Annotated in this window: 23 protein-coding genes; 9 read left to right on the top strand and 14 right to left on the bottom strand. The window is 74.1% G+C overall.

Annotated features, from left to right (window positions below):
* Positions 1-89: 89 nt before the first annotated feature.
* Positions 90-1,007: an RNA polymerase sigma-70 factor gene (locus tag PO879_RS00200; protein ID WP_278235932.1), complete on the bottom strand. Its 918-nt coding sequence runs from the start codon at positions 1,005-1,007 to the stop codon at positions 90-92.
* Positions 1,004-2,080, bottom strand: a complete 1,077-nt coding sequence (locus tag PO879_RS00205; protein ID WP_278235933.1) for an FAD-dependent oxidoreductase — start codon at positions 2,078-2,080, stop codon at positions 1,004-1,006. Before PO879_RS00205 ends, PO879_RS00200 begins: the two co-directional genes overlap by 4 nt.
* Before the next feature lie 74 nt (positions 2,081-2,154).
* Between PO879_RS00205 and PO879_RS00210 the strand changes: the two genes are divergently transcribed.
* Positions 2,155-2,994 (top strand): alpha/beta hydrolase, encoded by an 840-nt coding sequence (locus tag PO879_RS00210; RefSeq protein ID WP_278235934.1) that lies wholly within the window; start codon positions 2,155-2,157, stop codon positions 2,992-2,994.
* A 31-nt stretch (positions 2,995-3,025) separates the two neighbouring features.
* Here PO879_RS00210 and PO879_RS00215 read toward each other — a convergent pair whose 3' ends face one another.
* From PO879_RS00215 to PO879_RS00225, 3 genes are all read right to left on the bottom strand, one after another.
* Complete coding sequence (locus PO879_RS00215) at positions 3,026-3,796, bottom strand: GTP pyrophosphokinase family protein (protein ID WP_278235935.1); 771 nt, start codon at positions 3,794-3,796, stop codon at positions 3,026-3,028.
* 68 nt (positions 3,797-3,864) lie between these two features.
* A complete protein-coding gene (rdfA, locus tag PO879_RS00220) occupies positions 3,865-4,635 on the bottom strand; it encodes a rod-determining factor RdfA (protein WP_278235936.1) in 771 nt (256 codons plus the stop codon).
* A 180-nt stretch (positions 4,636-4,815) separates the two neighbouring features.
* On the bottom strand, positions 4,816-6,081 hold the full coding sequence (locus PO879_RS00225) for a threonine/serine exporter family protein (RefSeq protein ID WP_278235937.1): 1,266 nt from the start codon (positions 6,079-6,081) through the stop codon (positions 4,816-4,818).
* Positions 6,082-6,163: 82 nt separating this feature from the next.
* Between PO879_RS00225 and PO879_RS00230 the strand changes: the two genes are divergently transcribed.
* Entirely contained in the window at positions 6,164-7,759 is a 1,596-nt protein-coding gene (locus PO879_RS00230) for an HD domain-containing phosphohydrolase (protein ID WP_278235938.1), read from the top strand.
* 51 nt (positions 7,760-7,810) lie between these two features.
* The gene (locus tag PO879_RS00235) at positions 7,811-8,908 is read left to right on the top strand and encodes an NAD(P)-binding domain-containing protein (RefSeq protein WP_278235939.1); all 1,098 of its coding nucleotides are present in this window, start codon (positions 7,811-7,813) and stop codon (positions 8,906-8,908) included.
* Positions 8,909-8,921: 13 nt separating this feature from the next.
* Here the strand turns inward: PO879_RS00235 and PO879_RS00240 are convergent, their stop codons facing one another.
* Genes PO879_RS00240 through PO879_RS00250 form a run of 3 tightly spaced genes read right to left on the bottom strand, consistent with a single transcriptional unit; the run spans position 8,922 to position 12,753 of the window.
* The gene (locus tag PO879_RS00240; RefSeq protein WP_278235940.1) at positions 8,922-9,464 is read right to left on the bottom strand and encodes a hypothetical protein; all 543 of its coding nucleotides are present in this window, start codon (positions 9,462-9,464) and stop codon (positions 8,922-8,924) included.
* Complete coding sequence (locus PO879_RS00245; RefSeq protein WP_278235941.1) at positions 9,461-9,961, bottom strand: pyruvoyl-dependent arginine decarboxylase; 501 nt, start codon at positions 9,959-9,961, stop codon at positions 9,461-9,463. Before PO879_RS00245 ends, PO879_RS00240 begins: the two co-directional genes overlap by 4 nt.
* A complete protein-coding gene (locus PO879_RS00250) occupies positions 9,961-12,753 on the bottom strand; it encodes an ATP-binding protein (RefSeq protein ID WP_278235942.1) in 2,793 nt (930 codons plus the stop codon). Before PO879_RS00250 ends, PO879_RS00245 begins: the two co-directional genes overlap by 1 nt.
* 127 nt (positions 12,754-12,880) lie before the next feature.
* On the opposite strand from PO879_RS00250, the gene PO879_RS00255 reads away from it, so the two are divergent.
* The 3 genes from PO879_RS00255 to PO879_RS00265 all read left to right on the top strand — a co-directional run bounded on the left by PO879_RS00255 (position 12,881) and on the right by PO879_RS00265 (position 14,188).
* Positions 12,881-13,267, top strand: a complete 387-nt coding sequence (locus tag PO879_RS00255; protein WP_278235943.1) for a response regulator — start codon at positions 12,881-12,883, stop codon at positions 13,265-13,267.
* On the top strand, positions 13,264-13,608 hold the full coding sequence (locus PO879_RS00260; protein ID WP_278235944.1) for an Hpt domain-containing protein: 345 nt from the start codon (positions 13,264-13,266) through the stop codon (positions 13,606-13,608). The genes PO879_RS00255 and PO879_RS00260 overlap by 4 nt, the downstream gene beginning before the upstream one ends.
* Before the next feature lie 67 nt (positions 13,609-13,675).
* Positions 13,676-14,188 (top strand): hypothetical protein, encoded by a 513-nt coding sequence (locus PO879_RS00265; protein ID WP_278235945.1) that lies wholly within the window; start codon positions 13,676-13,678, stop codon positions 14,186-14,188.
* Here PO879_RS00265 and PO879_RS00270 read toward each other — a convergent pair.
* Positions 14,164-14,946, bottom strand: coding sequence for a response regulator transcription factor (locus PO879_RS00270; protein WP_278235946.1), 783 nt, complete (start codon positions 14,944-14,946; stop codon positions 14,164-14,166). The genes PO879_RS00265 and PO879_RS00270 overlap by 25 nt on opposite strands.
* A gap of 332 nt (positions 14,947-15,278) precedes the next feature.
* Here PO879_RS00270 and PO879_RS00275 point away from each other — a divergent pair, with 332 nt between their 5' ends.
* Positions 15,279-18,467, top strand: a complete 3,189-nt coding sequence (locus tag PO879_RS00275; protein ID WP_278235947.1) for a right-handed parallel beta-helix repeat-containing protein — start codon at positions 15,279-15,281, stop codon at positions 18,465-18,467.
* Positions 18,468-18,557: 90 nt separating this feature from the next.
* Here the strand turns inward: PO879_RS00275 and PO879_RS00280 are convergent, their stop codons facing one another.
* Positions 18,558-18,947: a DUF302 domain-containing protein gene (locus PO879_RS00280; RefSeq protein ID WP_278235948.1), complete on the bottom strand. Its 390-nt coding sequence runs from the start codon at positions 18,945-18,947 to the stop codon at positions 18,558-18,560.
* 20 nt (positions 18,948-18,967) lie between these two features.
* Positions 18,968-19,384, bottom strand: coding sequence for a hypothetical protein (locus PO879_RS00285; RefSeq protein ID WP_278235949.1), 417 nt, complete (start codon positions 19,382-19,384; stop codon positions 18,968-18,970).
* A gap of 81 nt (positions 19,385-19,465) precedes the next feature.
* Here PO879_RS00285 and PO879_RS00290 point away from each other — a divergent pair, with 81 nt between their 5' ends.
* A complete protein-coding gene (locus tag PO879_RS00290; protein WP_278235950.1) occupies positions 19,466-19,954 on the top strand; it encodes a DUF6328 family protein in 489 nt (162 codons plus the stop codon).
* A gap of 207 nt (positions 19,955-20,161) precedes the next feature.
* Here PO879_RS00290 and PO879_RS00295 read toward each other — a convergent pair whose 3' ends face one another.
* A complete protein-coding gene (locus tag PO879_RS00295; protein WP_278235951.1) occupies positions 20,162-21,091 on the bottom strand; it encodes an SDR family oxidoreductase in 930 nt (309 codons plus the stop codon).
* Positions 21,092-21,246: 155 nt separating this feature from the next.
* On the opposite strand from PO879_RS00295, the gene PO879_RS00300 reads away from it, so the two are divergent.
* Complete coding sequence (locus PO879_RS00300; RefSeq protein WP_278237579.1) at positions 21,247-21,738, top strand: low molecular weight protein-tyrosine-phosphatase; 492 nt, start codon at positions 21,247-21,249, stop codon at positions 21,736-21,738.
* Between the two features lie 9 nt (positions 21,739-21,747).
* Here the strand turns inward: PO879_RS00300 and PO879_RS00305 are convergent, their stop codons facing one another.
* Entirely contained in the window at positions 21,748-22,884 is a 1,137-nt protein-coding gene (locus tag PO879_RS00305) for an alpha/beta hydrolase (protein WP_278235952.1), read from the bottom strand.
* 55 nt (positions 22,885-22,939) lie between these two features.
* Positions 22,940-23,515, bottom strand: coding sequence for a DUF1992 domain-containing protein (locus tag PO879_RS00310; RefSeq protein ID WP_278235953.1), 576 nt, complete (start codon positions 23,513-23,515; stop codon positions 22,940-22,942).
* Positions 23,516-23,549: the final 34 nt, after the last annotated feature.

Consider the following 23,549-nt stretch of genomic DNA (forward strand, 5'->3'; position numbering starts at 1 on the left):
GCGCTGTCAACGACGTTCCCGAACGGTTCGCGAATGTTTACGGCGCTGAAACGCCGCCGGCCGACCGGTCCGTCACGACCCGGCCCGGATCACCGCGCCAGCGGCCGGGCCTCGTCGAGGCCTCCCAGCTTCTCCGGGTTCCGGACCAGGTACAACGCCGTCACCCGGTCGCCGAAGGTGTCCACCAGCACGGCGACCTCGGCCGTCCCGTCGCGGCGCACCACCACGGCGGGAAGCCCGTTGTAGGACCCCTCCTCCCAGCGGGTGCCGGCCCCCGCCGTGCGGACCAGCCCGGCGAGGAACGCAGCCACCTTCTCCGCCCCGCGGATCGGGCGCCGCGCCGCCGAGGCGACCCCGCCGCCGTCGGACAGGGACACCACGTCCGGGGCGAGCACGTCCATCAGCCCCTCGACGTCGCCGGCCTGGGCCGCGACGACGAACCTCCGGGCCACCTCGGCGCGCTGCTGCGGCGAGGGGTCGAACCGCGGACGTCGGGCCCGCACGTGCTCCCGCGCGCGGTGCGCCGTCTGGCGCACCGCGGCCGGGCTGCGATCCGTGGCCGCGGCGATCTCGGCCGTCGGGAAGCCGAACACCTCCCCCAGCACGAACACGGCGCGCTCGAGCGGGCTGAGGGTCTCCAGGACCAGGAGCATCGCCACCCCCACCGACTCGGCGAGCAGGGCGTCGGCCGCGGGGTCGTCGACGCCGCGGACCGGTTCGGGCAGCCACGGCCCGACGTAGTCCTCCCGACGCCGCTTCAGCGTGCGCAGGTGGTTCAGCCCCAGCCGCGTCACCACCGCGACGAGGTAGGCCCGCGGGTCACGGATCTCCTCCCCGCCGTCGGCCGCCGCACGGACCGCCCGCGACCACCGCAACCAGGTCTCCTGCACGACGTCCTCGGCGTCGGCGGCGCTGCCCAGCAGCTCGTAGGCCACGGTGAAGAGCAGCGCACGGTGCTCCACGAACGGCCCGGTCGCGGCGTCGTCGGGCGACGGGCGATCGGTCACGCCGACTCCCACGCCGGCACCAGCGGCAGGTCGCCCGTGCGCGTGAACAGCGGGCTCGGGTGCCGGGCGAGCCACACCGTCCCGCGGCAGATCTGCTCCTTGACCAGGGCCGCCGTCCGTCCGCCCAGCACCCGGCCGCGCGGGGTGTCGTCGAGCTCGCTCGGCTGGACCAGGCCCCGGCGGCGACCCAGGCTGACGCAGGTCGCCGTGAACCCGACCGACGCCGCGGGTGCCTCCTGGCCGCAGAGGTCGGCCAGGACGGTCGCGGCCGCGGCCATGCCCAGGGGCAGCGCGGCCTGGCAGCTCCACCGCGCGGTCGTGGCCGCGGCGTCCCCGGCGGCCACCAGCGTGGGCACCTGCACGCTGCGCAACGACTCGTCGACGCGCAACCGGCCGGCGTCGTCCACCGCGAGGCCGCTGGCCCGCGCCAGGTCCGGCACGGTGAACGACGTCGAGTCCACCGTGATGCCCTCGCCGACGTGGTCCACCCGCTCACCCTCGCGCACCTCGACGCCGAGCGCAGCGAGCGCGCGCCGCAGCACGTCGCGTCCGGCGTCCGACAGCCCGCCCGCCAGGGTCGACGCGACGAGCCGCACCGCCAGGTGCGGACGGCCCTCGGCGATCTCGGCCGCCGTCTCGATCCCGGTGAGCCCGCCGCCGACGACCGTCACCGGCGTGCCCGGAGCGGCGGCGTCCAGCCGGTCGCGCAGCGCGGTGGCGCCCTGGAGGTGCTGCACCGACAGCGCCCCGGGCAGCGACCGCGGTGCACCGCTGCCCACGGCGTGCACGACCCGGTCCGCCGCGAGGCCCCCGCCGTCGGCCAGCTCCACCCCGTCCCCGGCGACCCGGGTGGCCGTGCCGACGTGCAGCGCGACCTCGGGGCGCAGCACCGACCGCAACGGGCGGACGGCCGACCCCGTCCGGGCGGCGTGCTGGTGCAGGCGGATGCGCTCGACGAACTCCTCGCGCAGGTTCACCACGGTGACGTGGGCTGCGCCCTCCCGGGCGATCCTGTTCGCGGCCGCGACCCCGGCGTACCCGGCGCCGACCACGACGACCTGTGTGTGGTGCATGATCCCGTTCCTCTTGTCTCACCCATACGACACCGGTGAGCGACGAGGTGTGACATGGCCTGCCGGTCGGTCCGGTGAGATCCTGGAAGGGCGGTCCCCGGGAGGTCGCGATGGTCCGGACGTCGTCATCAGACCCGTGGTACGTCACGTCGCCGGACGGGACCCGGCTGGCGGTGTGGAGCACCGGGACCGGTCCCCCGCTGCTCCTGGTGCACGGGTCGATGTCCGACCACCGGCGCTGGCGCATCACCGAGTACCTCAGCGACGACCGGACGGTGCACGCGATGGACCGGCGCGGACGGGGCGGCAGCACGGACGGCCCGGACTGGGCACCGGAGCGGGAGGTCGAGGACGTGGTCGCCGTCGTCGAGGCCGTGGCCGCCGACGCCGGGCACCCGACCGACGTGCTGGGCCACTCGTTCGGCGGCTACCTCTCGGTCCGGGCCGCGGGACGCACCGCGCAGGTGCGCCGGCTGGTGCTCTACGAACCGGCGGTCGTGCCGCACCCCCAGCCGCCCGAGGTGGTCGCCCGGGTGCAGGCGGCGGTCGACGCCGGACGGTACGAGGAAGCCGTCGAGGTCATGATGCGGGACGTCCTGCACATGCCCGAGGCAGAGCTCGCCGTGCTCCGGGAGCAGCCGAGCTGGCCGGCGCGCGTGGCCACGGCCCCGACCCTGCCGCGGGAGGAGAGCGTCCCGCTGCTGCTGGACCCCGCCGAGGCGGCCGCCGTCACGGCGCCGACCCTGCTGATCCGGGGCGGGGACAGCCCGGAGTTCCTGCAGGACGCGATCCGGACCGTGGCGGGGTCCGTCCCGGACTGCCGGGTCGTGACGCTCGAGGGCCAGCAGCACGTGGCGGACCAGACCGACCCGGAGGGGTTCGCGACCGTGGTCCGAGAGTTCCTCCGGGGATGACGCGGACCGGCGCGCGGACCGGCCGTGCAGGTCAGCCGCGCAGGGCGGCGCGGTCGTCGTCGGCTCTCGCACGGGGCGACGGCCGGACCTCGTCGCGCAACCGGCCCATCCGGGCGTCGAGCTCGGCCGCGACCCGGGCGGCGTCGTCGATCTCCGCGGCGAGGTCCGCCGGCAGCTCGGCGTTGTACTTGTAGTGCAGCTTGTGCTCCATCGATGCCCAGAAGTCCATGGCGATGGTGCGGACCTGCAGCTCGACCGGCACGTGCTCGACCTGGTCGGACAGGAAGACCGGCACCTCGACGATGAGGTGCAGCGACCGGTAGCCGTTCGGCTTCGGCGCGGCGATGTAGTCCTTGGTGGCCATCAGCCGCAGGTCGGCCTGGGTGCTGAGCATCTCCGCGATCCAGTAGACGTCGGAGACGAACGAGCACGTGATCCGGATGCCGGCGATGTCGCGGATCTCGGACCGGATCGCCGGGACCGTGAGATCGGTGCCCTGGCGGACCGCCTTGGTCAGGATGCTGTCCGGGGCCTTGAGCCGGCTGCGCACGTGCTCGATCGGGCTGTAGTCGTAGGTGCTCTCGAACTCCTGACGCAGGATGTTCACCTTGGTCGACACCTCTTCGATGCCGAACTGGTAGATGAGCCGCAGCCGCTGGAACTCCGTGCGCAGCTCCCGGAACCGCGCCAGCAGCCCGTCGCGGTCGTCCGCCAGCACGAGCTCCGGCGACTCCGTCTGCAGCCGCGCCATGATCGCGTGCTCGACCCGCAGCCCGACGTCGTGCCCGTGGCCCTGATCCATCTCTACTCCTCGGTTGGTCACTGCCCGCTCAACGTCGGGCGGTGGCCGGGCGTTCCGCCCGGCGGTGCTCACAGGTGGATCGTGACGTCCGCGTCCTCGCGCAGGTCGGTGACGATCGTGTCGATCGCCGCGCTCTGCTGCTGGCTGGTGGCCTGCTGGGCGAGCTGGTCGCGCACGTCCTCGAACGGCGGGACCTCGGGTGCCGACGCGCCGTCGCCGGCCTGGGACTCCATCTGCTCGACGAGGGTGTCGTACTGCGCGCGCAGCTCCTTCTCGGACGGCTCCTGCACGTCGGCCTCGGCCTCGATGTAGGTGGAGACCTGGAACTGGGTCGCGGCGTCCTCGCGCACCTGCTCCTCCGTCAGGCCCTGCTCTTCCAGCGCGGAGACGACCGCGTCGGCGGACTCGAGCCCGTTCTGCGCGGCGACGTCCTCGAGCGTGGACTCGATGTCCTGCGCGGTGGGCTCGATCCCGGCCTCGGCCGCGGCCTGGGTCAGGAGCCGGTTGTTCACCAGCTGCTCGACGACCTGCTGCTTGAGCGCGTCCTGGTCCACCGCACCGCCACCGCTCTGCTGCTGGGACAGAGCCGCCTGCTGCAGCTGTCCCTCGAAGCTCGTGACGAACTCCTCGCGGCCGACCTCCTCCCCGTTGACCTCGGCGACGACGTCGGGCACGTCCTCGAGGTCGGCCTCGGGCGCGGCGCCGGCGTCCGGCGTGGGCTCGGCGCTGGGGGCGGCCGACGCGGACGAAGTGTCCTCGCTCTCGGACCCGGCGCTGCAGCCGGCGAGGGCGACGACCGCAGCCAGGGTGGCGGCGACGAGCGGACGCTTGATCGACATGGGTGACTCCTCCCGAGGGTGCAGGACGGCGAGCGTAAACACACGAGTCTGGGAACGGGAGCAGGTGGTGATCAGGTCGCGTTCAGGTGCGGGTGGGTACACTTCCGGCCGCTCGCGGCCGCGGGGCCGTGGCCGCAAGACCCCCTCTCGGCTATAGATTGAGAGTGGCGGGAGGAGCGCTCACCGCTCGAACCCCCACTCCGGATCGGTGAGCATCCGGGCCACGGCCAGCCCGATAGCGAGCGCCGCCACCACCAGCCCGGCCTCGACGGCGTAGGCCAGGGCCTGCGACGTCGCCCCGTTCGACATGTAGTAGATCGCCCGGTACGCCGAGGCGCCCGGGACCATGATGACGACGGCGGGGACCGACACCGTCACGCGCGGCACGTTCATCCGCGGAGCGACGACGGCCGCGAGCAGCCCGACCACCAGCGCGGCGGCGGCCGCGGCGGCCTGGACCGGGACATCGGCGTCGACCAGCCACAGCCGGCCGACGTTGGCGACCATCCCGATGGACGCCGCGGCCAACGCCATCGACCACGGACTGTTGAACATCAGCGCGAACCCGAGCACGCCGAGGAAGCTCGCCAGCAGCCGCAGCCCGAGCAGCAGGCCCGGGTCGAGCCCCATCGGCTCGTCCGGGACCGGGGAGAGCCCGACGACCATCGAGACGCCCCACACCGCCAGCGCGGCCGAGGTGAGGATCATCAACGCGTACGTCAGCCGGGCCAGCCCGGCCGAGAAGTCCAGCTTGGCCAGGTCCAGCGCGCCGGTGACCAGCGGGAACCCGGGCACCAGGAAGAGCACCGCGGAGACGTACCCGGCCTCGTGGTTGGTCGCGGCACCCCCGAGCGCGCCGAACGCCGCGAGGAAGCCGACGTAGGTGGAGGTGGCCAGCGCCGCGGCCAGCATCGTCACCCCGAACTGGTTCCAGCCGCGGTGGATCAGGGCGCGGCGCAGGGCCTGACCGAACCCTGCTCCGAGGAAGACACCGACGATCTCGACGACGCCGCCGTTGTTGAGGAAGGCGAACGCCGCGCAGGCGATCGCGGCCCACAGGGCGTTGAGGACCGCGGGGTACAGCGGCGGCTTGTCCTGGATGCGGTCGAGCCGTGCGGTGGCGTCCTCGACGCTGACCGGCCGGTCCCGCTCGACGTCCTGGGCGAAGCGCTCCAGGGCGCACAGCCGGTCCGAGTTGATCCCGACGCTGCGCACCTCGGTGACCTCGGTGCGGAAGCTGGGTCCGCGGTGCGACGTGGTCGTGATCTCGGTCAGCGTCACGTGGGCCTGATGTCGTTCGATCCCCAGGGCGCGCGCGGCGCGGGCCATCGAGGCCTTGACCCGGTAGGACCCCGTCCCGGCGGACAGGGACAACCGGCCGACGCGCAGCGCCACGCCCGAGCGGCGGATGAGCTCGATCTCGGCGTCGTCAGGAGCGGTGGGCACGGGTCCATCCTGGCGGCAGCCCGTCCCCGAGCGCGAGACGACCCACGGGCGTGGCCCCGGGGGCCGGACTATCGTCGGCAGCATGGCTGACACGGCGTCGGCCCCGGCACAGCCGGTACGCGCCGCCGAGGTCGCCGCGGCGCTCTGCCTGGCCACCGACCTCGGCATGGGCTTCCCCTGGGCGCACGGCCTCGAGGCGACCGCCGCGACGATGCGGCTGTGCGACGTCGCGGGGGTCGACGGCGCCGTCCGTCGGCAGGCGTACTACCTCAGCCTCCTGGCGTACGCGGGCTGCGCCGCCGACGCGACCGTCAAGGCGGGCATCTTCGGGGGCCCGATCACCGAGTCGATCGTCGACGTCATCTGGGGCAGCCGGCGCGAGCAGCGGGGCGTGATGCTGCGGTCGTTGCCCGACCCCGGGGCGTCGGTGCCCGTCGTCGTCGGGCAGACGGTCGCGCGACTGCCGCGGGCCGCCGCCTACGAGCCGCGCGAGTACCTCGCCCTGTGCGAGGTCGCCCAGCACCTGACCCGGCACCTGGGCCTCGGCGGCGTCGCGGAGGACCTGCACCACCTGACCGACCGCTGGGACGGGACCGGGGTGCTGGGACGGGGCCGGGGCGAGGAGATCCCGACCGCGCTGCGGCTCACCCTCGTCGCCCGCGACGCCGCCCACCACGCCGCGGCCGGGGGCAGCGCGCACGCGGCCGCCGTCGTCGCCGAGCGCGCGGGCCGCGCCCACGACCCGCGGTTCGCCGGCCTGCTCGCTCGCCACCACCAGGACGTCCTGGGCGGGCCGCGGGACGACGGTGTGACCTGGGAGGACGTGCTGGCCGCCGAACCCGGGGAGCCCGTCGAGATCCCGGCCGACCAGGTCGACGACGCCGTCGCAGCCCTCGGGGAGGTCGCCGACGTCGTCGGGCCGGCCTGGGCCGGCCGGTCCCGGCAGGTCGCGGCGCTCGCGGGCGGGGCGGCCGAGCTGGTCGGCATGGACGCGGCGGCCGTCCAGGAGGTCCGTCGGGCCGCCCTGCTGCAGGACGTGGGGCGGATCAGCGTCCCGGCGCGCACGTGGCTCGCACGCCGGCCGCTCACCGCCGAGGAGCGGGAGCAGGTGCGGCTGCACCCGTACTACACCGAGCGCGTCTGCGCCGCCTCGCCCTTCCTCGCCGCGCTGGCGCGGGACGCCGTCTGCCACCACGAGCGCCTGGACGGTTCCGGGTACCACCGGGGGCTGCCTGCGGTCGCCCTCGGGGCGCCGGCACGGATCCTCGCCGCGGCGGACGCGATGCGGTCCGCCGTGGAGGATCCGCCGCACGGCTGGGGACTCCCGCCGGCCGCCGCCGTCCACGCCCTCGCGCGCGACGTGGCGGACGGACGCCTCGACGCCGACGCCGTCGCCGGGGTGGTCGAGGCCGCCGGGCAGGAGCCGCCGCCGCTGCCGCGTCCGGCCGGCCTGACCGAGCGGGAGAGTCGCGTCGTGGGCCTGGTGGCGCGCGGGCTGGCCACCAAGCAGGTGGCCCGGACGCTGGGGATCAGCCCGAAGACGGCGGACCAGCACCTGCAGCACGCCTACCGCAAGATCGGCGTGTCCAGCCGGGCGGCGGTCGCGCTCTTCGCCGCCGACCACGGGCTCCTGGCCTGGGGAGAACTCCTGATACCGGGGCGGCGCACGGCTCCGTAGCGTCGAGGACACGGACCGCACGAGGTCCCGCTCGACGTCCGAGGAGGAGCCATGAGCACCCAGCAGCACGAGGCACCCGTCGTGGTGGTCGGCGGGGGCCAGGCCGGACTGGCCACCTCGTACCACCTCTCGCGGCTGGGCGTCGAGCACGTGGTGCTCGACGCCGCCGCCCGGGCGGGGGACTCCTGGCGACACCGCTGGGACTCCCTGCGCCTCTTCACGCCGCCCCGCGTCGACCACCTGGACGGCCTGGACCTCGGGCGCCGCGGTCGGGTGCCGACGAAGGACGAGTTCGCGGACTACCTGGAGCGCTACGAGCGAGAGTTCGGCCTGCCCGTGCGGCACGGCGTCCGGGTCACCCGGCTCGCGGCCGACGGTGCCGGGTTCCGGCTGGAGGCGTCGGACGGCGAGCACCGGGCGGAGGCCGTCGTCGTCGCGATGAGTGGCCTCCAGGTTCCCCGGGTGCCGGAGCTCGCCGATCGCCTGAGCCCCAGGATCCGGACCCTGCACTCGACCGGGTACCGCAACCCCTCGCAGCTCGCCGACGGGCCGGTGCTGGTCGTGGGCGTCGGGAACAGCGGCGCGGAGATCGCCGTCGAGGCCGCCCGGGACCACGAGACCTGGTTGGCCGGCACCGAGGCCGGGCACCTGCCGTTCCGCATCGACGGCTGGTTCGGGCGGAACCTCGGCACCCGGGTCGTGGCGTTCGTGTTCCGGCACGTGCTGACGATCGACACGCCGGTCGGTCGCCGGGCGCGGCCCGTGCTGCAGTCCCGGGCGGACCTGCTGGTGCGGGAGCGCCCCCGGGACCTGCGCCGGGCAGGCATCCGGCGGGTCCCGCGCATCGAGTCGGTCCGTGACGGCCTGCCGGTCGCCGCGGACGGCACGGTGCTCGACGTCGGCACGGTGGTCTGGTGCACCGGGTTCCGCACGGGGCTCGAGGACTGGGTCGACCTGCCGGTGCTGGACGAGCACGGACGCGTGCGCCAGGTGCGCGGGGTCACCGACGTGCCGGGGCTCTACACCGTCGGGCAGGACTTCCAGTACGCCAAGGCGTCGGAGCAGATCCCGGGCGTGAGCCGCGACGCGCGGTACGTGGCGACCCGGGTCGCGGAGGAGCTGGTCGGGCGGCCGAGCCCGGTGGGCTGAGCCGGCCGGCGGTTCAGTGGAACGTCGTCGCGTAGTACGTCTGCCGGTCGACGGTCTCCACGGTGACGTCCCGGGTCCGCTCCAGGTGACGGCGCAGGTTGTCGGCGAACCGCAGGCCGTCGTCGTTGAAGCGGGACACGTCGTAGGCGCACACGACCCGGTGCTCGGCCAGGCGGGCGACCAGCGCGTCGATCATGTCCATGAAGGTCCGGGTGGAGCGCCGGCCCGGGTGGGCGAGGGTGAAGCCGATGTACCAGACGGCGTCGCGCGCGGCGTGCTCCGGGTACCGCGCCGCGAAGAACTCCGGGCTCACCCAGGGCACGGCCGCCAGGTCCGTGGCCAGGGTCGTCAGCCCGACGGCCTCGCCGGACTCGTCGTGGGCCAGGAGCTTGAGCACCCGGGGGTCGGCCATCTCCTCGTCGAACTCGTGGCGGTGCAGCACGTGCCGCGCCGCGGCCCGGGTGCGCAGTGGCTCGAACGCCTCGCGGTACAGCTCCCAGAAGCGCTCGGCCAGCTCGCCGTCGACGACGGTCTCGACGGTGACCTCGGTGCTCACCGCGGGAGATCCTGCCACCCGGCGCGCCGGAACGTCGCGACCACGACGGCGGACACCGGCAGGGTGTCGCAGGTGATGCCGGTGATGAGCCGGCCCGCGGGGCGGTAGACGCCGCCGCGGGTGACGGAGAGGTCGTCGAGGCTGTGCGTCAGGTCGACGGCCACCTGTTCGTGCGACGGGCCCTCGTGCTCGACGAACAGGCCGGCGCCGCTGCCGTCCTCGTGGGCCGACCAGGCGATGCCGGCCCACGCCTCGTGGCCCGGCAACGAGGCGTGCGCCTCGGCGTACACGCAGAACAGCGCGTCACCGTGGGCACCCTGGAGCTGGTCGCGACCGTCGACCTCGTGGACGATGCTGCCCGGCGGGACGACCGAGCTGAGCCGGACGAGGTTGAAGTCGCCGACCCCCGCGGCGGACAGGGCGGCGTCGAAGGCGGACAGCGTCGTGCGTCCGGTGCCGGTGCCGGAGCTGACGCGGATGTCGAGGGTGTCGGTCATCAGGTCCTCGGTGGGCGGGGTGCCGGGGGGACGGTGGGCTCCGCGGTCCGGCCGTCGGCCGGGTCCAGGAGGTCGGCGACGAGGTCGCGTCCGGTGACGTCGGACAGCGTCAGGTCGAGCAGGACCAGGTCCGGTCGTGTCCCGGCCCGCATCGCCCGGCGGGCGGCGGCGAGCGAACCGGCCGGGGTGACCACGAGCCCGGCGGCCTCCAGGGACGTCGCCAGCGCGTGGCGCAACGCGTCGTCGCCCTCGACCACGAGGACCTGCTCGCGGTGGGGCCGTCGGCGGACGGCCTCCCGGACGGCCTCCAGCAGGTCGTCCGGGGCGACCGGCTCGACCAGCCAGCGGTCGGCCAGCTCCCCGATCTGCGCGTCGTGCCGCGCGGTGCCGGAGACGGCGACGACCGGTGTCTCGGCGGCCGTCCGGGCCTCGCGCACCCGCCGGAGCACCTCGATGCCCTCCCTGTCGCGAGTCCCCGGGTCGAGCACCAGGGCGGCGGGCCGGTCGGCGATCACGTGCGCCACGGCCTCGTCGCCGTCGGCGGAGCCGACGACGTCGTAGCCGGCTCCCTCCAGCACGGACCGGAGCGCGCGCACGACATAGGGGTCGGTGGCGGCGACGACCACGCGGTCCGGCGCGGCCGTCGGGGCCGAGTCGTCCGGGCCGTCGTCGGTCCCGACCGCCGTGCCGACCTCCTGCGGGGGTGATCCGTCCACCCCGGCGACGCCCGCCGCGGCACGACGCAGCGTGAAGCGCAGGCTCGCCCCGGTCCCGGGCCCGTCGCTCACGGCCCAGATGCGCCCTCCGTGCCGTTCGACGACGCTGCGCGCGATCGCCAGACCCAGACCGGTGCCACCGCGCTCCCGGGCGTCCGAGGCGTCGATCTGCTCGAACCGACGGAAGATCGACTCCAGCTTGTCCGGCGGGATGCCGCGTCCTTCGTCCTCGACGCACACCTCGACGAGGTCGCCGACGGGGACCGCCGTCACCCGCACGGCGCTGCCGGGAGGGGAGAACTTGACCGCGTTGGACAGCAGGTTGGTCAGCGTCTGCACGATGAGGTCGCCGTCGGCGCTGACGGTCTCGCCGGACTCGACCGTCACGACGTCCACCCCGGCCTCGGCGGCCACGATCGCGACCTGGTCCACGGCCGTGGCGAACAGGTCGTCGACGCAGTGCTCGGCGAGGTCGAGGGGGGTCGACCCGGTGGCCATCCGCTCGATGTCGAGGATGTCGTCGACGAGCCGGCTCAGGCGCTCGCTGCTGGTCAGGGCGATGCGGATCATGCGCCCGGCCCGCTCGGGAGAGTCCGCCAGCAGACCGCTGTCGAGCAGCCCGAGCGCCCCGCGGATCGAGGTCAGCGGGGTGCGCAGCTCGTGGGAAACGACCGCGACGAAGTCGTCCTTGATCCGCTCGATCTCGCGACGCTCCGTGATGTCGCGGAAGACGACGACCGCGCCGCGGACGGCGCCGTCGGCGCGCAACGGGCTCGCGGTGACCTCGACGGGCACGTCCTTGCCGTCCGGGCGTCGGTAGACGTCCTGCTCGGCCGTGGTGGTGATGCCGTCGCGCACCGCCTCGGTGACGTAGCAGTGCTCCGCCGGGAAGGGGGCCCCGTCCGGGCCCGGTGCGTGGAAGGTGGCGTGCACGTCCTGCCCGACGAGGTCGCCGGGCGACACGCCGAGCGTGCGGGCGCCGGCGACGTTGACGAAGGTCAGGCGTCCGGAGGCGTCGACGCCGTAGATCCCGTCGGCGACCGACTCGAGGGTCCGTTCCCGCTCGCCGGCGAGCGCGCGCAGCTGGGCCGTGCGCGTCCGGACCCTCCGCTCCAGGCTCCGGCGCAGCGACTCGTTGTCCACCACGACGAGGATCTGACGAGCGACGACGGCGACGAGCACGGCGACCCACAGCGCGTCCGCCATCCACGGCACGTCCTGCCCGGAGTCGCTGACCCGGACCAGGGCGGCGGCGAGGAACAGCAGGAAGGTCACGACGGTGCCGAGCACCGGCGACCCGTCCGACCGCCGGTGGGTGACGGGGCTGCCCGAGGCGGCGGGGTGGCGGGCGGCGACCGCGATGGCGACGTAGCCACCGATCCAGCCCATGTCGACGACGCTGCCGAACGTGAAGCCGGTCCCCGCCGAGAGCAGCGCGAACGCGACGTCGGCCACCGCGTAGAGCACGAAGCCGCTGCCGACGAGGACGAGCGGGACGCGTTCCGCGGCGCCGGAGCGGGTCATGACCAGGACGGCGAGGGTGGCCAGGAGGGCGTCGACGACCGGTAGCGCGTACGTGGTCAGCGCCGGGTCGGTCGAGAGCGCCGGTTCGTCGAGTACGACGGCGAACACGGCGATGTAGAGCACCGAGCCGCCCACGACGATGCTGTCGAGCAGCATGCGCACGAGGTCCTGGCCCCGGGGACGCACGGTCGGGAAGAACGCGAGACCGACGGCGCCGAGGGCGAGCGCGCCGATGTACGCCACGTCGCCCGTGGCCGGGTCCCCGGCGACCGCCGCCCAGAGGTTGCCCAGGAGCCCGACGACGGCGCCGAGGGCGAGAGCGCCCCACGCGCGACGACGGCGCCCCGTCGACCTCACGGCCCGCGAGCCGCAGCTCAGGGCGGCCAGGACGCCGGCCGCGGCGATGGCGGACCGCGCGACCTGCTCGCGGAGACCGGCGTCGACAGGACCGGCGAGCACGGCGACGAGGACGACGAGCATCGTGCCGGCGACCCAGCACCAGCGGACGAAACGGTCCTGGGCGCGGGTGGCGGCGCCTCGGGCGTCCTCCATAGCCAGAGCGTAGGTGAGCGTCGACGCGTCCGCCGTGGCTCGGGCACACTGTGCGCGTGCGGCGCAGCGACGGATGCTTCGCGCTACCGTCGTCGGGAGGCGGCCGATCGGACGGAGGACCTGTCACGTGACGACGAGACCCCGCTGCGTGCTGGTGATCGACGACGACCCGTCGATCCGCGAGGTCGCGGAGCTGTCGCTGTCCGCCGTCGGCGGGTACGAGACGCACTCGGCCGGCGACGGGACGGAGGGGGTCGCGCTGGCCCGACGTGTCCGCCCGGACGCGATCCTGCTCGACGTCATGATGCCGACGCTCGACGGCCCGACCGTCCTGGCCCGACTGCGCGCGGTGGACGTCCTGCGGGACGTGCCCGTCGTCTTCCTCACGGCGAAGGTGGGTGCCCAGGACATCGCGGGCCTCGCCGGGCTGGGCGCGGCGGCCGTCATCACCAAGCCGTTCGACCCGCTCGAGCTGGCGCACCGGCTCGCGGCCGCCCTCGGGTGGGACACGTGACCGGCACGCCGGCCGGCCCGGACGACGACCCGCTGCAGGACACCGTCGCCCAGCTCGCCCGCAGCGCAGGGCGGCGCAACCAGGCCCGGTCCGACCGCGTCGCGGACCTGCTGCGCCTCGACGATGGGGTGCGCGACCCGGACCGGCGGAGCGAGGCCGCCCGGCTGTGCCACACGATCGCCGGGTCCGCCGGCACGTTCGGTGACGGGATGCTCGCGGACGCGGCGCGTGCCCTGCAGCACGTCCTCGAGAGCGACGAGGGCGACGACGCGGTCCTGGCCGCCCTCGAGCGGTTCCGCGCCACCGCGTCGGCCCGGCGTCCGGGCGGCGCGGGATCTTGAGCAGATCTTGAGCCCGTCCTGCGGTGGGTAGGACGTGGCCTCGAGGTCGGTCCGCCAGTCTCGAGCTGTGACCACATCGACCGAGACGCGTGGCAGCGACTCCGACCCCGCTGCCCAGGTCACCGACGACGGCACCGCCGCGGTCCCCCGCGCGGCGGTGCCGTCAGTCCGGGAGCAGACCGATCCACCGGGAACCACTGCGGAGGTGGTGGCGGTCGCTCGTGCCTGGCACGAGCTGGTGGCCGAGCTCGACGGTGACGAGCGGGCCGTGGAGCGCTTCGCCACGATCTGGCTCCAGCTCCTGCCGCGCCGGCTCGCCGCCTGCCGCCGGGCGCTCGTGAGCGGTGAGGACGACGCGGCACGTGTCCGGCTGCTCACCCTGCACAGCTCGGCGGTCATGCTGGGCCTCGACCGGCTGGCCGAGGTCACCTGGCGCTGCCAGTCCGCGCTGGACCAGCCGACGGCCGCGGACGACGACCGGTCCGCCCGGTGCCAGGGCCGGGAGGTCATCGCCGAGGCGCAGAGCGCGGCAGGTCTGGTGCGGGCGGCGCTCGGTCACGCCCGTTGGTCGAAGCGGTAGCCCACACCGCGGACCGTGCGGATCCAGCGCGGTGCGGCCGGGTCGTCGCCGATCTTGCGGCGCAGGTTGGCCAGGTGGACCTCGACGCGTCGGCGGTCCGAGCCCGTGACCGGCGTCCCGACGTCGTACTCGTCGACCCACAGGACGCGGACGAGCCCGTCCTTCGAGAGCACGTGGCCGGGCTCTCCGGCAAGAGCCGCCAGCAGGTCGAACTCGCTGCGGGTGAGGTGGACCTCGACGTCGTCGACGCTGACCGTGCGGCCGAGCAGGTCGATCGCCAGACCGTCGCTCGTCACCGTGGTGGTTGTCCCCGGGTCCGCTGAGTCCCCCGGGGACCGCGCCTCGGACCGGCCCTGCCGGCGCATGATGGCCTCGATCCGGGCCCGCAGCTCGCGCGGCCGGAACGGCTTCGTCTGGTAGTCGTCCGCCCCGGCGTCGAGGCCCATGAGGGTGTCGACCTCGTCGGTGCGGGCCGTGAGCATGACGACGATGGTGTTCGACACCCGCCGGATGCGGCGGCACACCTCGAAGCCGTCGATGTCCGGCAGGCTCACGTCGAGCGTCGTCACCAGGGGGTCCGTCCGCTCCACGAGCTCGACGCCGGAGCGGCCGTCGGCGGCGCTGGACGTCTCGAACCCGGCCTGGCCCAGGACCTCCTCGAGCAGGGCGCGGACGTCGTCGTCGTCCTCGATGATGACCGCGGTGCGTTCCGGGGCCGAGGCCCCGGGCGCACCGGCCGGGACCGCTGCTGCCGCCATGCGCACACGCTAGTGGCCGATTGCCTGGAGCGCACCGCCAGCGGACGGGACGCGCCTCGGGCAACTGTGCAGGTCTTGCGCTCGCAGAAACCGGTGTCTAGTCTGAGAAACCGATTCCCAATTGGAGTCGCGCCTCATCCGGGCGACGTGTCCCCACGGCGGGACGGGTCGCTCCGAGGGACCTCCCGATGAGGCATCGCGTCACGACAGCGCGTCCGGTGATCGCGACGGAGCGGTCTGCACCGGCCCTTCCAGGGTCCGGTCGGTCGGCGACGTCCCGTGACGTGCCGCACGATCCGCAGTGCCCGATTCGACGACGAAGTGAGGCAACGATGAGAAGTGCAGCCGGACGACGGTTCACCGCGGCAGGGGCCGGACTGGCCCTGGCCGCGACGATGGGGATGACCGCCCTGTGGGCGAGCGACGCCCACGCGGCCACCGGAACACCCACCGGGTTCGCCACCCAGAACGGCGGGACCACCGGCGGCGCCGGCGGTCAGACGGTGCGTGCCACCACGGGCACGGAGATCCACGAGGCCCTGTGCACCCGCGCCAGCAGCGACACCCCGATCATCATCGAGGTCGAGGGGATCGTCGACCACGGCAACACGTCCAAGGTGTCCGGCGACTCGTGCAACACCGCCGACGACAAGATCGAGCTCAAGGAGATCAGCAACGTCACCCTCGTCGGCGTGGGCGACGGCGCCCTGTTCGACGAGCTCGGCATCCACCTCCGCTCCGCGCACAACATCGTCATCCAGGACGTGCACGTGCGGAACGTCAAGAAGTCCGGCTCCCCCACCTCCAACGGCGGTGACGCGATCGGCATGGAGTCCGGCGTGTCCAACGTGTGGGTGGACCACGTGACCCTCGAGGCCTCGGGCGGCGAGTCCGAGGGCTACGACGCCCTGTTCGACATGAAGGCCGACACCACCTACGTGACGCTGTCGTACTCCGTCCTGCGGAACTCCGGGCGTGGCGGCCTCGTCGGGTCCAGCGACGGCGACACCGGCAACGGCCCGGTGACCTACCACCACAACCTGTACGAGAACATCGACTCGCGCACGCCGCTGCTGCGGGCCGGCACCGCCCACTCGTACAACAACCACTTCGTCGGGCTCGCCAAGTCCGGCATCAACTCCCGGCTCGGCGCGCGGGCCCTGGTCGAGAACAACTACTTCCAGGACTCCAAGGATCCGCTCGGCACGTTCTACACCGACGACAGGGGGACCTGGGAGGTCAGCGGCAACATCTGGGACAACATCACCTGGACCGCCGACGACACCGACAACCACCCCGCCGGACCGAACCCGACGTCGACGGACTCGATCTCGGTGCCGTACTCCTACGACCTCGACGGTGCCGAGTGCGTACCGAACCTGCTGGCCGCCACGGCCGGCGCGAACACCGGGATGCAGGTCTCGGACGGCTCCTGCTCCCCCACCGCACCCGACCCGACGCCGGAGCCGACGGACGAGCCGACGCAGGAACCCACCCCGGAGCCGACGGAGGACCCGACGCCGGAGCCGACGGACGAGCCGACGGACCCGCCGAGCGGGGAGAACCTGTCGATCGGTGCCGGCTCGGACGGGTCCAGCAAGGCGAGCGGGACGAGCTACGGCAACGTGCGCGACGGTGACCTGGCCACGTACTGGTCGCCGGAGGGCTCTACGGGCCGGATCTCGGTGAAGTGGGACTCCGCGACCACCGTGTCCTCGATCGTCGTCCGCGAGGCCGCCGGCTCGGCAGGGAACATCGGCTCCTGGCAGGTGCAGAACCACGACACCGGCCAGGTGCTCGCCACCGGCAGCGGCGCGGGCGTCATCGACATCCCGACCACCTCGCTGAGCAAGATCGACTTCGAGATCACCTCGTCGTCCGGCACCCCTCGGGTCGCCGAGCTCGAGACCTACGCGGGATCGCCGTCGGACCCGGACCGCACGCCCGAACCGACCGAGGAGCCCACCCCGGAGCCCACGCAGGACCCGACGCCGGAGCCCACCGACGAGCCGCAGCCCGGCGCCGACACGCTCTACGTGGCCCCGAGCGGCTCCGGCGGCGCGGCCGGCACCGTGTCCGACCCGACCACGCTCGCCGCGGCGATCGACCGCGTGAACGCCGGCGGGGAGATCTTCCTCGCGGGCGGCACCTACGACCTGGCCGACACCGTGACGATCGAGCCCGGCCACGACGGGCTGCCCGGTGACCGCACCCTGCTGTCCGCCCTGCCGGGCGAGACCCCGGTGCTGGATTTCTCGGCGCAGGTCGAGGACTCCGCGAACCGCGGGCTGGCCATCGGCGGCGACTACTGGCACGTGTACGGCCTCGTCGTCCAGCACGCCGGGGACAACGGCATCCTGCTCGGCGGTGACCACAACGTCATCGAGCGGGTCGTGACCCGGTACAACCACGACACGGGGCTGCAGATCTCCCGGTTCGTCGCCGGGGCGCCGCGCGACCAGTGGCCGTCGGACAACCTGGTGGTGTCCAGCGAGTCCCACGACAACGCCGACTCCGACGGCGAGGACGCCGACGGGTTCGCCGCGAAGCTCACCTCCGGTCCGGGCAACGTCTTCCGGGACACCGTCGCCCACCACAACATCGACGACGGCTGGGACCTGTACACCAAGTCCGCGACCGGCCCGATCGGCGAGGTGACGATCGAGAGCTCGCTGGCCTACTCCAACGGCACGCTGTCCGACGGCTCCCAGGCCGGTGCCGGCGACCGCAACGGGTTCAAGCTCGGTGGCGAGGACATCGCCGTCGACCACGTCGTCCGCGACTCCTACGCGGTGGAGAACGGCAAGCACGGGTTCACCTACAACAGGAACCTGGGCACGATGGCGGTCGAGGGCAACGTCGCGGTCGGTAACGAGCAGCGCAACTTCAACTTCGACGGCGGCAGCTCGGTGTTCAGCGGGAACGTGTCCTGCGACAGCGGGTCCACCGACCGCTACCTCGGTACCGACGCCGGCGGTAACTCGTTCTGGGACGGCTCGGACGGGTCGGCCTGCTCCGCCTACGACGGCGCCATGGACTGGTCGTTCGCGGCGGACGGCTCCCTGCAGGTGACGTTCGGCGGGTCGATGCCGGGCCCGGAGCCGACGGAGGACCCGACGCCGGAGCCGACGGACGAGCCGACGGACCCGCCGAGCGGGGAGAACCTGTCGATCGGTGCCGGCTCGGACGGGTCCAGCAAGGCGAGCGGGACGAGCTACGGCAACGTGCGCGACGGTGACCTGGCCACGTATTGGTCGCCGGAGGGCTCTACGGGCCGGATCTCGGTGAAGTGGGACTCCGCGACCACCGTGTCCTCGATCGTCGTCCGCGAGACGGCGGGGACCGTGGGGACCATCGGGTCGTGGCAGGTGGTGAACCACGACGACGGCCAGGTGCTCGCCACCGGCAGTGGGGCGGGTGCCATCGACATCCCCACCACGACCCTGGACAAGATCGACTTCGAGATCACCTCGTCGTCCGGCACGCCGCAGGTGGCCGAGCTCGAGACGTACGGGGGCTGAGAGGGCGTCGCGGAGGAGTCGTCGTCGGTGCGGCACATCGAAGTGCCGCGCCGACGATGAACTGCCGCGCAGACGGTTGTCCCGGCAGCCTCAGGACAGCGAGCCGAGCGCGGTGCGCAGCCGGTCGGCGGCGTCGTCGGCCACGGCCTTCAGCTCGGGGCTGTCGGCCACGGACATCATGGCGTGCGGGTCGACGGCCTCGACGGCGGTGCTGCCGTCGCCCAGGTCGCGCACGACGACGTTGCAGGGCAGCAGGGCGCCGACGGAGCGGTCGGCCTGCAGGGCCCGGTGCGCGAGCGGCGGGTTGCAGGCGCCGAGCACGAGGTAGGGCTCGATCTCGGCCCCGATCTTGGTCTGCAGGGTCGCGGCCATGTCGATCTCGGTGAGCACCCCGAAGCCCTGCGCGGACAGGGCCTCGCGGACCTGCGTCACGGTCTCGGCGAAGGGGGCGGTCACGGTGGCGGTCAGGGTGTAGCTCATGGGTCGTCCTCCGGTCGGGGTCAGACGGGGCAGGAGGCGCCGGCGGCGTCCCGGCGCTGGAACAGGCCGAATCCTGTGGCCGCGACGGCGACGAGCGCCATGGTCGCGGCGGGTGCCGGCGCGAGCAGGATCGGCGGGACGACCACCGTGGCGGCCGCGGCGACGTCGCACGGCCCGCACCCGAGCCGGCTGCGCCAGGTGCTGCCGGACGGCGGCACGTAGGTGGCCAGCGTGGCGCCGCCCAGCGCGGCGCTGACGAGCACGAGACCGCCGTACACGGGATCGGGCACCCCGCCCGCGGTGAGGTACCACGCGGCGAGGAGGGCGGCGGCGAGGACGCCGACGACGACGGTGCGTGCCGACGGACGTCGCCGTCGCGCGGGTGTCGGACGGGCGTCCGTGGGACGCTCGGTGGGGTGCTCGGTCGGGGTGGCCACGACTCCATCGTAATACCCCAGAGGGTATCCGGCCAGGACGGGCCTCTCGCGTCCGCCGTCGTCTGGCACCACGATGGACCGATGAGCGACGACACGGGCCGGTTCCCCGACCACGGCGGGCGCCCCGAGACGCCCGAGCAGCGCTCCGACCGCAACTGGAACGAGCTCCTGCAGGAGCTCCGGGTGCTCCAGACGGGCGTCCAGATCCTCACCGGCTTCCTGCTGATCCTGCCGTTCCAGGGGAAATTCTCCGACCTCGACGCCGTCCAGCGCGGCGTCTACCTCGTCGACATCCTCGTGTGCCTGGTGACCTCGGGACTGTTCATCGCCCCGGTGGCGATCCACCGGGGGCTGTTCCGCCGCCAGCTCAAGCTCGAGGTCGTCAGCCTCGGGGACCGCATGACCCGGGTCGGGCTCGCGCTGCTGGCCGTGGCGCTCTCCGCCACCGCGCTGCTCGTGTTCGACGTCGTCGTGGGTCGCGTCGCCGGGCTGGTGGTCGGGGGCGCGGTGGCCACGATGCTGCTCGGGCTGTGGGCGGTGCTGCCCGTGATGGTCCGCCGCCGCGCCTGAGCGCCGGCCCCGGAGGACGACGAGACCCGCGGGCCGGAGGTCGCCCTCCTGCCACGCTGGACGACGGCGTGGCTCCCGCGGGTCCCGGGTGGTCACGGTCCTCAGACCGCGACCACCTCGTGCGTCCGACGATTCTTCACCGTGCGGATCACCTCCTTTCGCGTACGCCGGGGACACTACGCCCGCCGGCGGGAGGTGCCAAGGGTTTTACGCCGGAGGCCCCTCGGGGCCGCGCCGGCGCAGCGCCTCCCACTCGTGGGGGTAGTCGTCGAGCCACTGCGCGAACGACCGGGCGGGGCGCCCGACCAGCCGCTCCACGTCGCGGGACACGTGCGCCATCTCCCCGGCCGCGATCGCCTCGTAGGAGGAGACCCAGCCCGCCAGCTCGACGGCGGAGGCGTTGAACCGTGCGCGCGACGAGTACGCCTCGGGGACGGACTCGGCGTGGTACCGGATCTCGCGCCCGGTCGCGACGGTCAGGGCCGCGGCGACCTCCAGCAGGCTGATCGCCTCGGGCCCGGTCACGTCGTACACGACGCCGTCGTGACGGGTCGGGTCCTCGTCGAGCAGGACCGCGGTGGCGACGTCCGCGACGTCGTCGTGCGCGACCGACGCCACGCGTCCGTCCCCCGCGGGACCGCGGATGACGTCGTCCGGCCCGGCGAACGAGGCGAGCGCCTGGTGGTAGAGGTTGTCGCGCAGCACGGTCCACCGCAGTCCGGTGCTGCGCAGGTGCTGCTCGGTGTGGAAGTGGTCGCGGGCGAAGGTGAACGTGGCGTCCGGTGCGGCCCCCACGAAGGAGACGTAGACGATCCGCTCGACCCCCGCCTGCACGGCGGCGTCGATCGCGGCGACGTGCTCGGCGACGCGGTCGGCGGACTCGCGGGCGCTGACCAGGAACACGGTCTGCACGCCCTCGAACGCGGCGCGCATGCCCGCCTCGTCGTCGTACCCCTGCGCGACGGCGGTCTCGCACTCGGGCAGCGGGCGCCCGTCGTCGAGGTGCGGCACCCGGGAGGGGTCGCGCACGACCAGTCGTTGGTGCGCTCCCTCCGCGGCCAGCCGGAAGGCGAGCCGGGACCCGACGCGGCCGGAGGCTCCCGTCACCGCGATCAGACCGTCGGCGGACCACTTCATCCGGTCACGATACGGCGGTGCCGACGCGTTCGCCGTCCGGCGCCGTCCGGGGGCGGACCGGTGCGCTGCCGGGGCGGCCCGGTGCGCTGACAGGGCGCGACCGGCGTGCGCGCCCGTGCGAGCATGGGCCCGTGAGCGAATCGATCTACCGCGTGATGACCGTGTGCACCGGCAACATCTGCCGCTCCCCCATGGCCGAGGTCGTGCTGCGCGACCGCCTGGAGTCGGCCGGCCTGGCCCACCGGGTCACGGTGGACTCCACCGGGGTCAGCGACGAGGAGCACGGCAACCCCGTCGACCCGCGGGCCCGCCGCGCGCTCGCCTCCCGCGGGTACCCCGTCGGAGACGGCCACCGCGCCCGTCAGGTCGCGGCCGCGGACCTCACCGCACGCGATCTCGTGCTGCCGATGACGTCGCGGCACGCCCAGGTGCTGCGACGTCTCGCCAACGGTACGGATCCTCAGATCCTGATGTACAGGTCGTTCGACCCGGCGGCCCCGCAGGTCACGGGTGCCGGCGACGAGTCGCGGCTCGACGTCGACGACCCCTGGTACGGGGACGCGGACGGGTTCGAGATCTGCCTCGACGAGATCGAGGCCGCCGCCGACGGGATCGTCGCGCACGTGCGGGCGCAGCTCGCTCGCTGACGCCGTGCCTCAGTCCGAGCGCGGGGACAGCGCCCGGAACCACCGCCGCCAGCCCCGCGGCTCCGGGGTCGGCTCCGGCGCGGCCTGCTGCGGCGGGACGTAGGCCCGGAACCAGCGTTCCGTCTCCCGCCGGACGACGGCGCGCACGTCGGGCGCCGACAGCGTCACGTCGTGCAGGGCCCCCTCGATCCGCGCGATCGTCACCAGCCGCCCGAGCCGCGCCGCGCGCTCGGCGATCCCCTCCACGTCGAGCACGGTGTCCGCCCGCAGCATCTCCTCGGACCACCGCACCGGCGGGATCGTCCGCGTCGAGAGCATCACCAGGACCGGGATCTCCAGGTCGAGGCCGACGGCCACCTCCTCGTGGCCGTCGAAGATCGCGGTCAGCCAGGCCGGCGTGGCCCGCCAGCCGTCGTCCGGGCGCCAGGCCGGGTCGACGTCCCACACCCCCTCGTACCGCGACGAGATCGACCGGACGTAGAACCCCTGGTCGACGTTCACCAGGTGGCTGCGCGGCGCGAGCGCGGCGTGGGCACGGATGCCGGGCTCCAGGACGCGGCGGCCGACCTTGCGCGTCTGGAACTCGAGCCACGGGCTGTTGAGCACCAGCGCCGCGGCCCGCCCCGGGTGGTGCGCCGTCCACAGGCTGAGGACCAGCCCGCCGGTGGAGTGCCCCATGAGCACCAGCCGCCGGTCCGTCCGGTCGTGCTCGCCGTGCCCGATCGCCGACAGCGCCGCCTCGAGGTCCTCGTCGTAGGTCTCCAGGCGGGTGACGAACCCGGGGGTATGGTGCTCGCGCAGGCTGCGGCCGTACTTGCGCAGGTCCAGGGCGTGGAACCGGACCCCGAGACCCTCCCAGAAGTCGGCCAGGTGGGTCTGGAAGAAGTAGTCGGTCCACCCGTGCACGTACAGCAGGTCCACGCCGATGTCGGGCCGGTCCGCCCGGACCGTCGGGTCCTGTGGCGGGCGGGGACGGACCAGCGTGGCGACGACCTCGCCCTCGAAGTCGGGCGCGAGCGGCAGCGTCCACCGCTCGAAGCCGGGCAGGACGTCGGGCGCCCACCCGGGCCCGCGGCCCGGGGCGGCGTCGCCCGCGGTCGGCGTGACCGGCGTGCCCGTCACGCGCTGCGCTCCACCGTCCTGCATGGCGGCCAAGGTAGGCACACCGGGCCGTGGCCGCGACCGGTGGCCTCCCGTGCGCTCAGGGCCGGCGTCGTGCGCGCCACCGGGCGACCTCCTGCTCGACGTCGCGCGTCGGGGTGACCACGGGCGGCCCGCCGGTGAGCTGGCGGCGGGCGTCGACGACACGGGCGTTGAAGTCCTCGAGCAGGGCTCGCACGCGTCGCTCGTCGCGCTCGCGGTCGAGCGTGGTGTCGAGCTCGGCGTCGTCCCGGCGCAGCTGGGCCGCGGGCAGCACGCCGGTGATGTGGTCGCGCTCGACGAGGTTCTTCAGCCACCAGTCCGGGTCGTGGGTGCCGCCGATGCCCGGCAGCGGCTTGCCCTGCAGCGGCAGGTCGTCGAACTCGCCCCGCCGGATGGCCTGGTCGACCAGCGTGTCCGCCCACCGCGCACGGCCGTGCTCCGGCGGCCGGGGCCGCTCGGCGCGGTCCGCCGCGGCCTCCTCGGGGGTCCGGGGCGGCAGGCCCTGCTCGGCGCGCTCGCGCTCGATCTCCCGGTCGACCCGGTACTGCGCGGCGCGACGCACCGGGTCGTCGCCGGACCCGCCCGGCTCGCGGGCGGCCGGGTCGGGGCGGGGTCCGTGGTCGTCGGTGCCCATGGCGCCACGGTACGAGACGGCGTGGGCCTCGCGC

Source organism: Isoptericola sp. AK164 (assembly GCF_029643425.1).
Classification (GTDB): Bacteria; Actinomycetota; Actinomycetes; order Actinomycetales; family Cellulomonadaceae; genus Isoptericola; species Isoptericola haloaureus.

What these genes read in the sequence shown, in the direction of transcription:
- PO879_RS00205 (WP_278235933.1), bottom strand. Translation starts at nt 2,080, where the DNA reads ATGCACCACACACAGGTCGTCGTGGTCGGCGCCGGGTACGCCGGGGTC.
- PO879_RS00215 (WP_278235935.1), bottom strand. Translation starts at nt 3,796, where the DNA reads ATGGATCAGGGCCACGGGCACGACGTCGGGCTGCGGGTCGAGCACGCG.
- rdfA (WP_278235936.1), bottom strand. Translation starts at nt 4,635, where the DNA reads ATGTCGATCAAGCGTCCGCTCGTCGCCGCCACCCTGGCTGCGGTCGTC.
- PO879_RS00230 (WP_278235938.1), top strand. Translation starts at nt 6,164, where the DNA reads ATGGCTGACACGGCGTCGGCCCCGGCACAGCCGGTACGCGCCGCCGAG.
- PO879_RS00235 (WP_278235939.1), top strand. Translation starts at nt 7,811, where the DNA reads ATGAGCACCCAGCAGCACGAGGCACCCGTCGTGGTGGTCGGCGGGGGC.
- PO879_RS00245 (WP_278235941.1), bottom strand. Translation starts at nt 9,961, where the DNA reads ATGACCGACACCCTCGACATCCGCGTCAGCTCCGGCACCGGCACCGGA.
- PO879_RS00250 (WP_278235942.1), bottom strand. Translation starts at nt 12,753, where the DNA reads ATGGAGGACGCCCGAGGCGCCGCCACCCGCGCCCAGGACCGTTTCGTC.
- PO879_RS00270 (WP_278235946.1), bottom strand. Translation starts at nt 14,946, where the DNA reads ATGGCGGCAGCAGCGGTCCCGGCCGGTGCGCCCGGGGCCTCGGCCCCG.
- PO879_RS00275 (WP_278235947.1), top strand. Translation starts at nt 15,279, where the DNA reads ATGAGAAGTGCAGCCGGACGACGGTTCACCGCGGCAGGGGCCGGACTG.
- PO879_RS00280 (WP_278235948.1), bottom strand. Translation starts at nt 18,947, where the DNA reads ATGAGCTACACCCTGACCGCCACCGTGACCGCCCCCTTCGCCGAGACC.
- PO879_RS00290 (WP_278235950.1), top strand. Translation starts at nt 19,466, where the DNA reads ATGAGCGACGACACGGGCCGGTTCCCCGACCACGGCGGGCGCCCCGAG.
- PO879_RS00295 (WP_278235951.1), bottom strand. Translation starts at nt 21,091, where the DNA reads ATGAAGTGGTCCGCCGACGGTCTGATCGCGGTGACGGGAGCCTCCGGC.
- PO879_RS00300 (WP_278237579.1), top strand. Translation starts at nt 21,247, where the DNA reads ATGACCGTGTGCACCGGCAACATCTGCCGCTCCCCCATGGCCGAGGTC.
- PO879_RS00305 (WP_278235952.1), bottom strand. Translation starts at nt 22,884, where the DNA reads ATGCAGGACGGTGGAGCGCAGCGCGTGACGGGCACGCCGGTCACGCCG.
- PO879_RS00310 (WP_278235953.1), bottom strand. Translation starts at nt 23,515, where the DNA reads ATGGGCACCGACGACCACGGACCCCGCCCCGACCCGGCCGCCCGCGAG.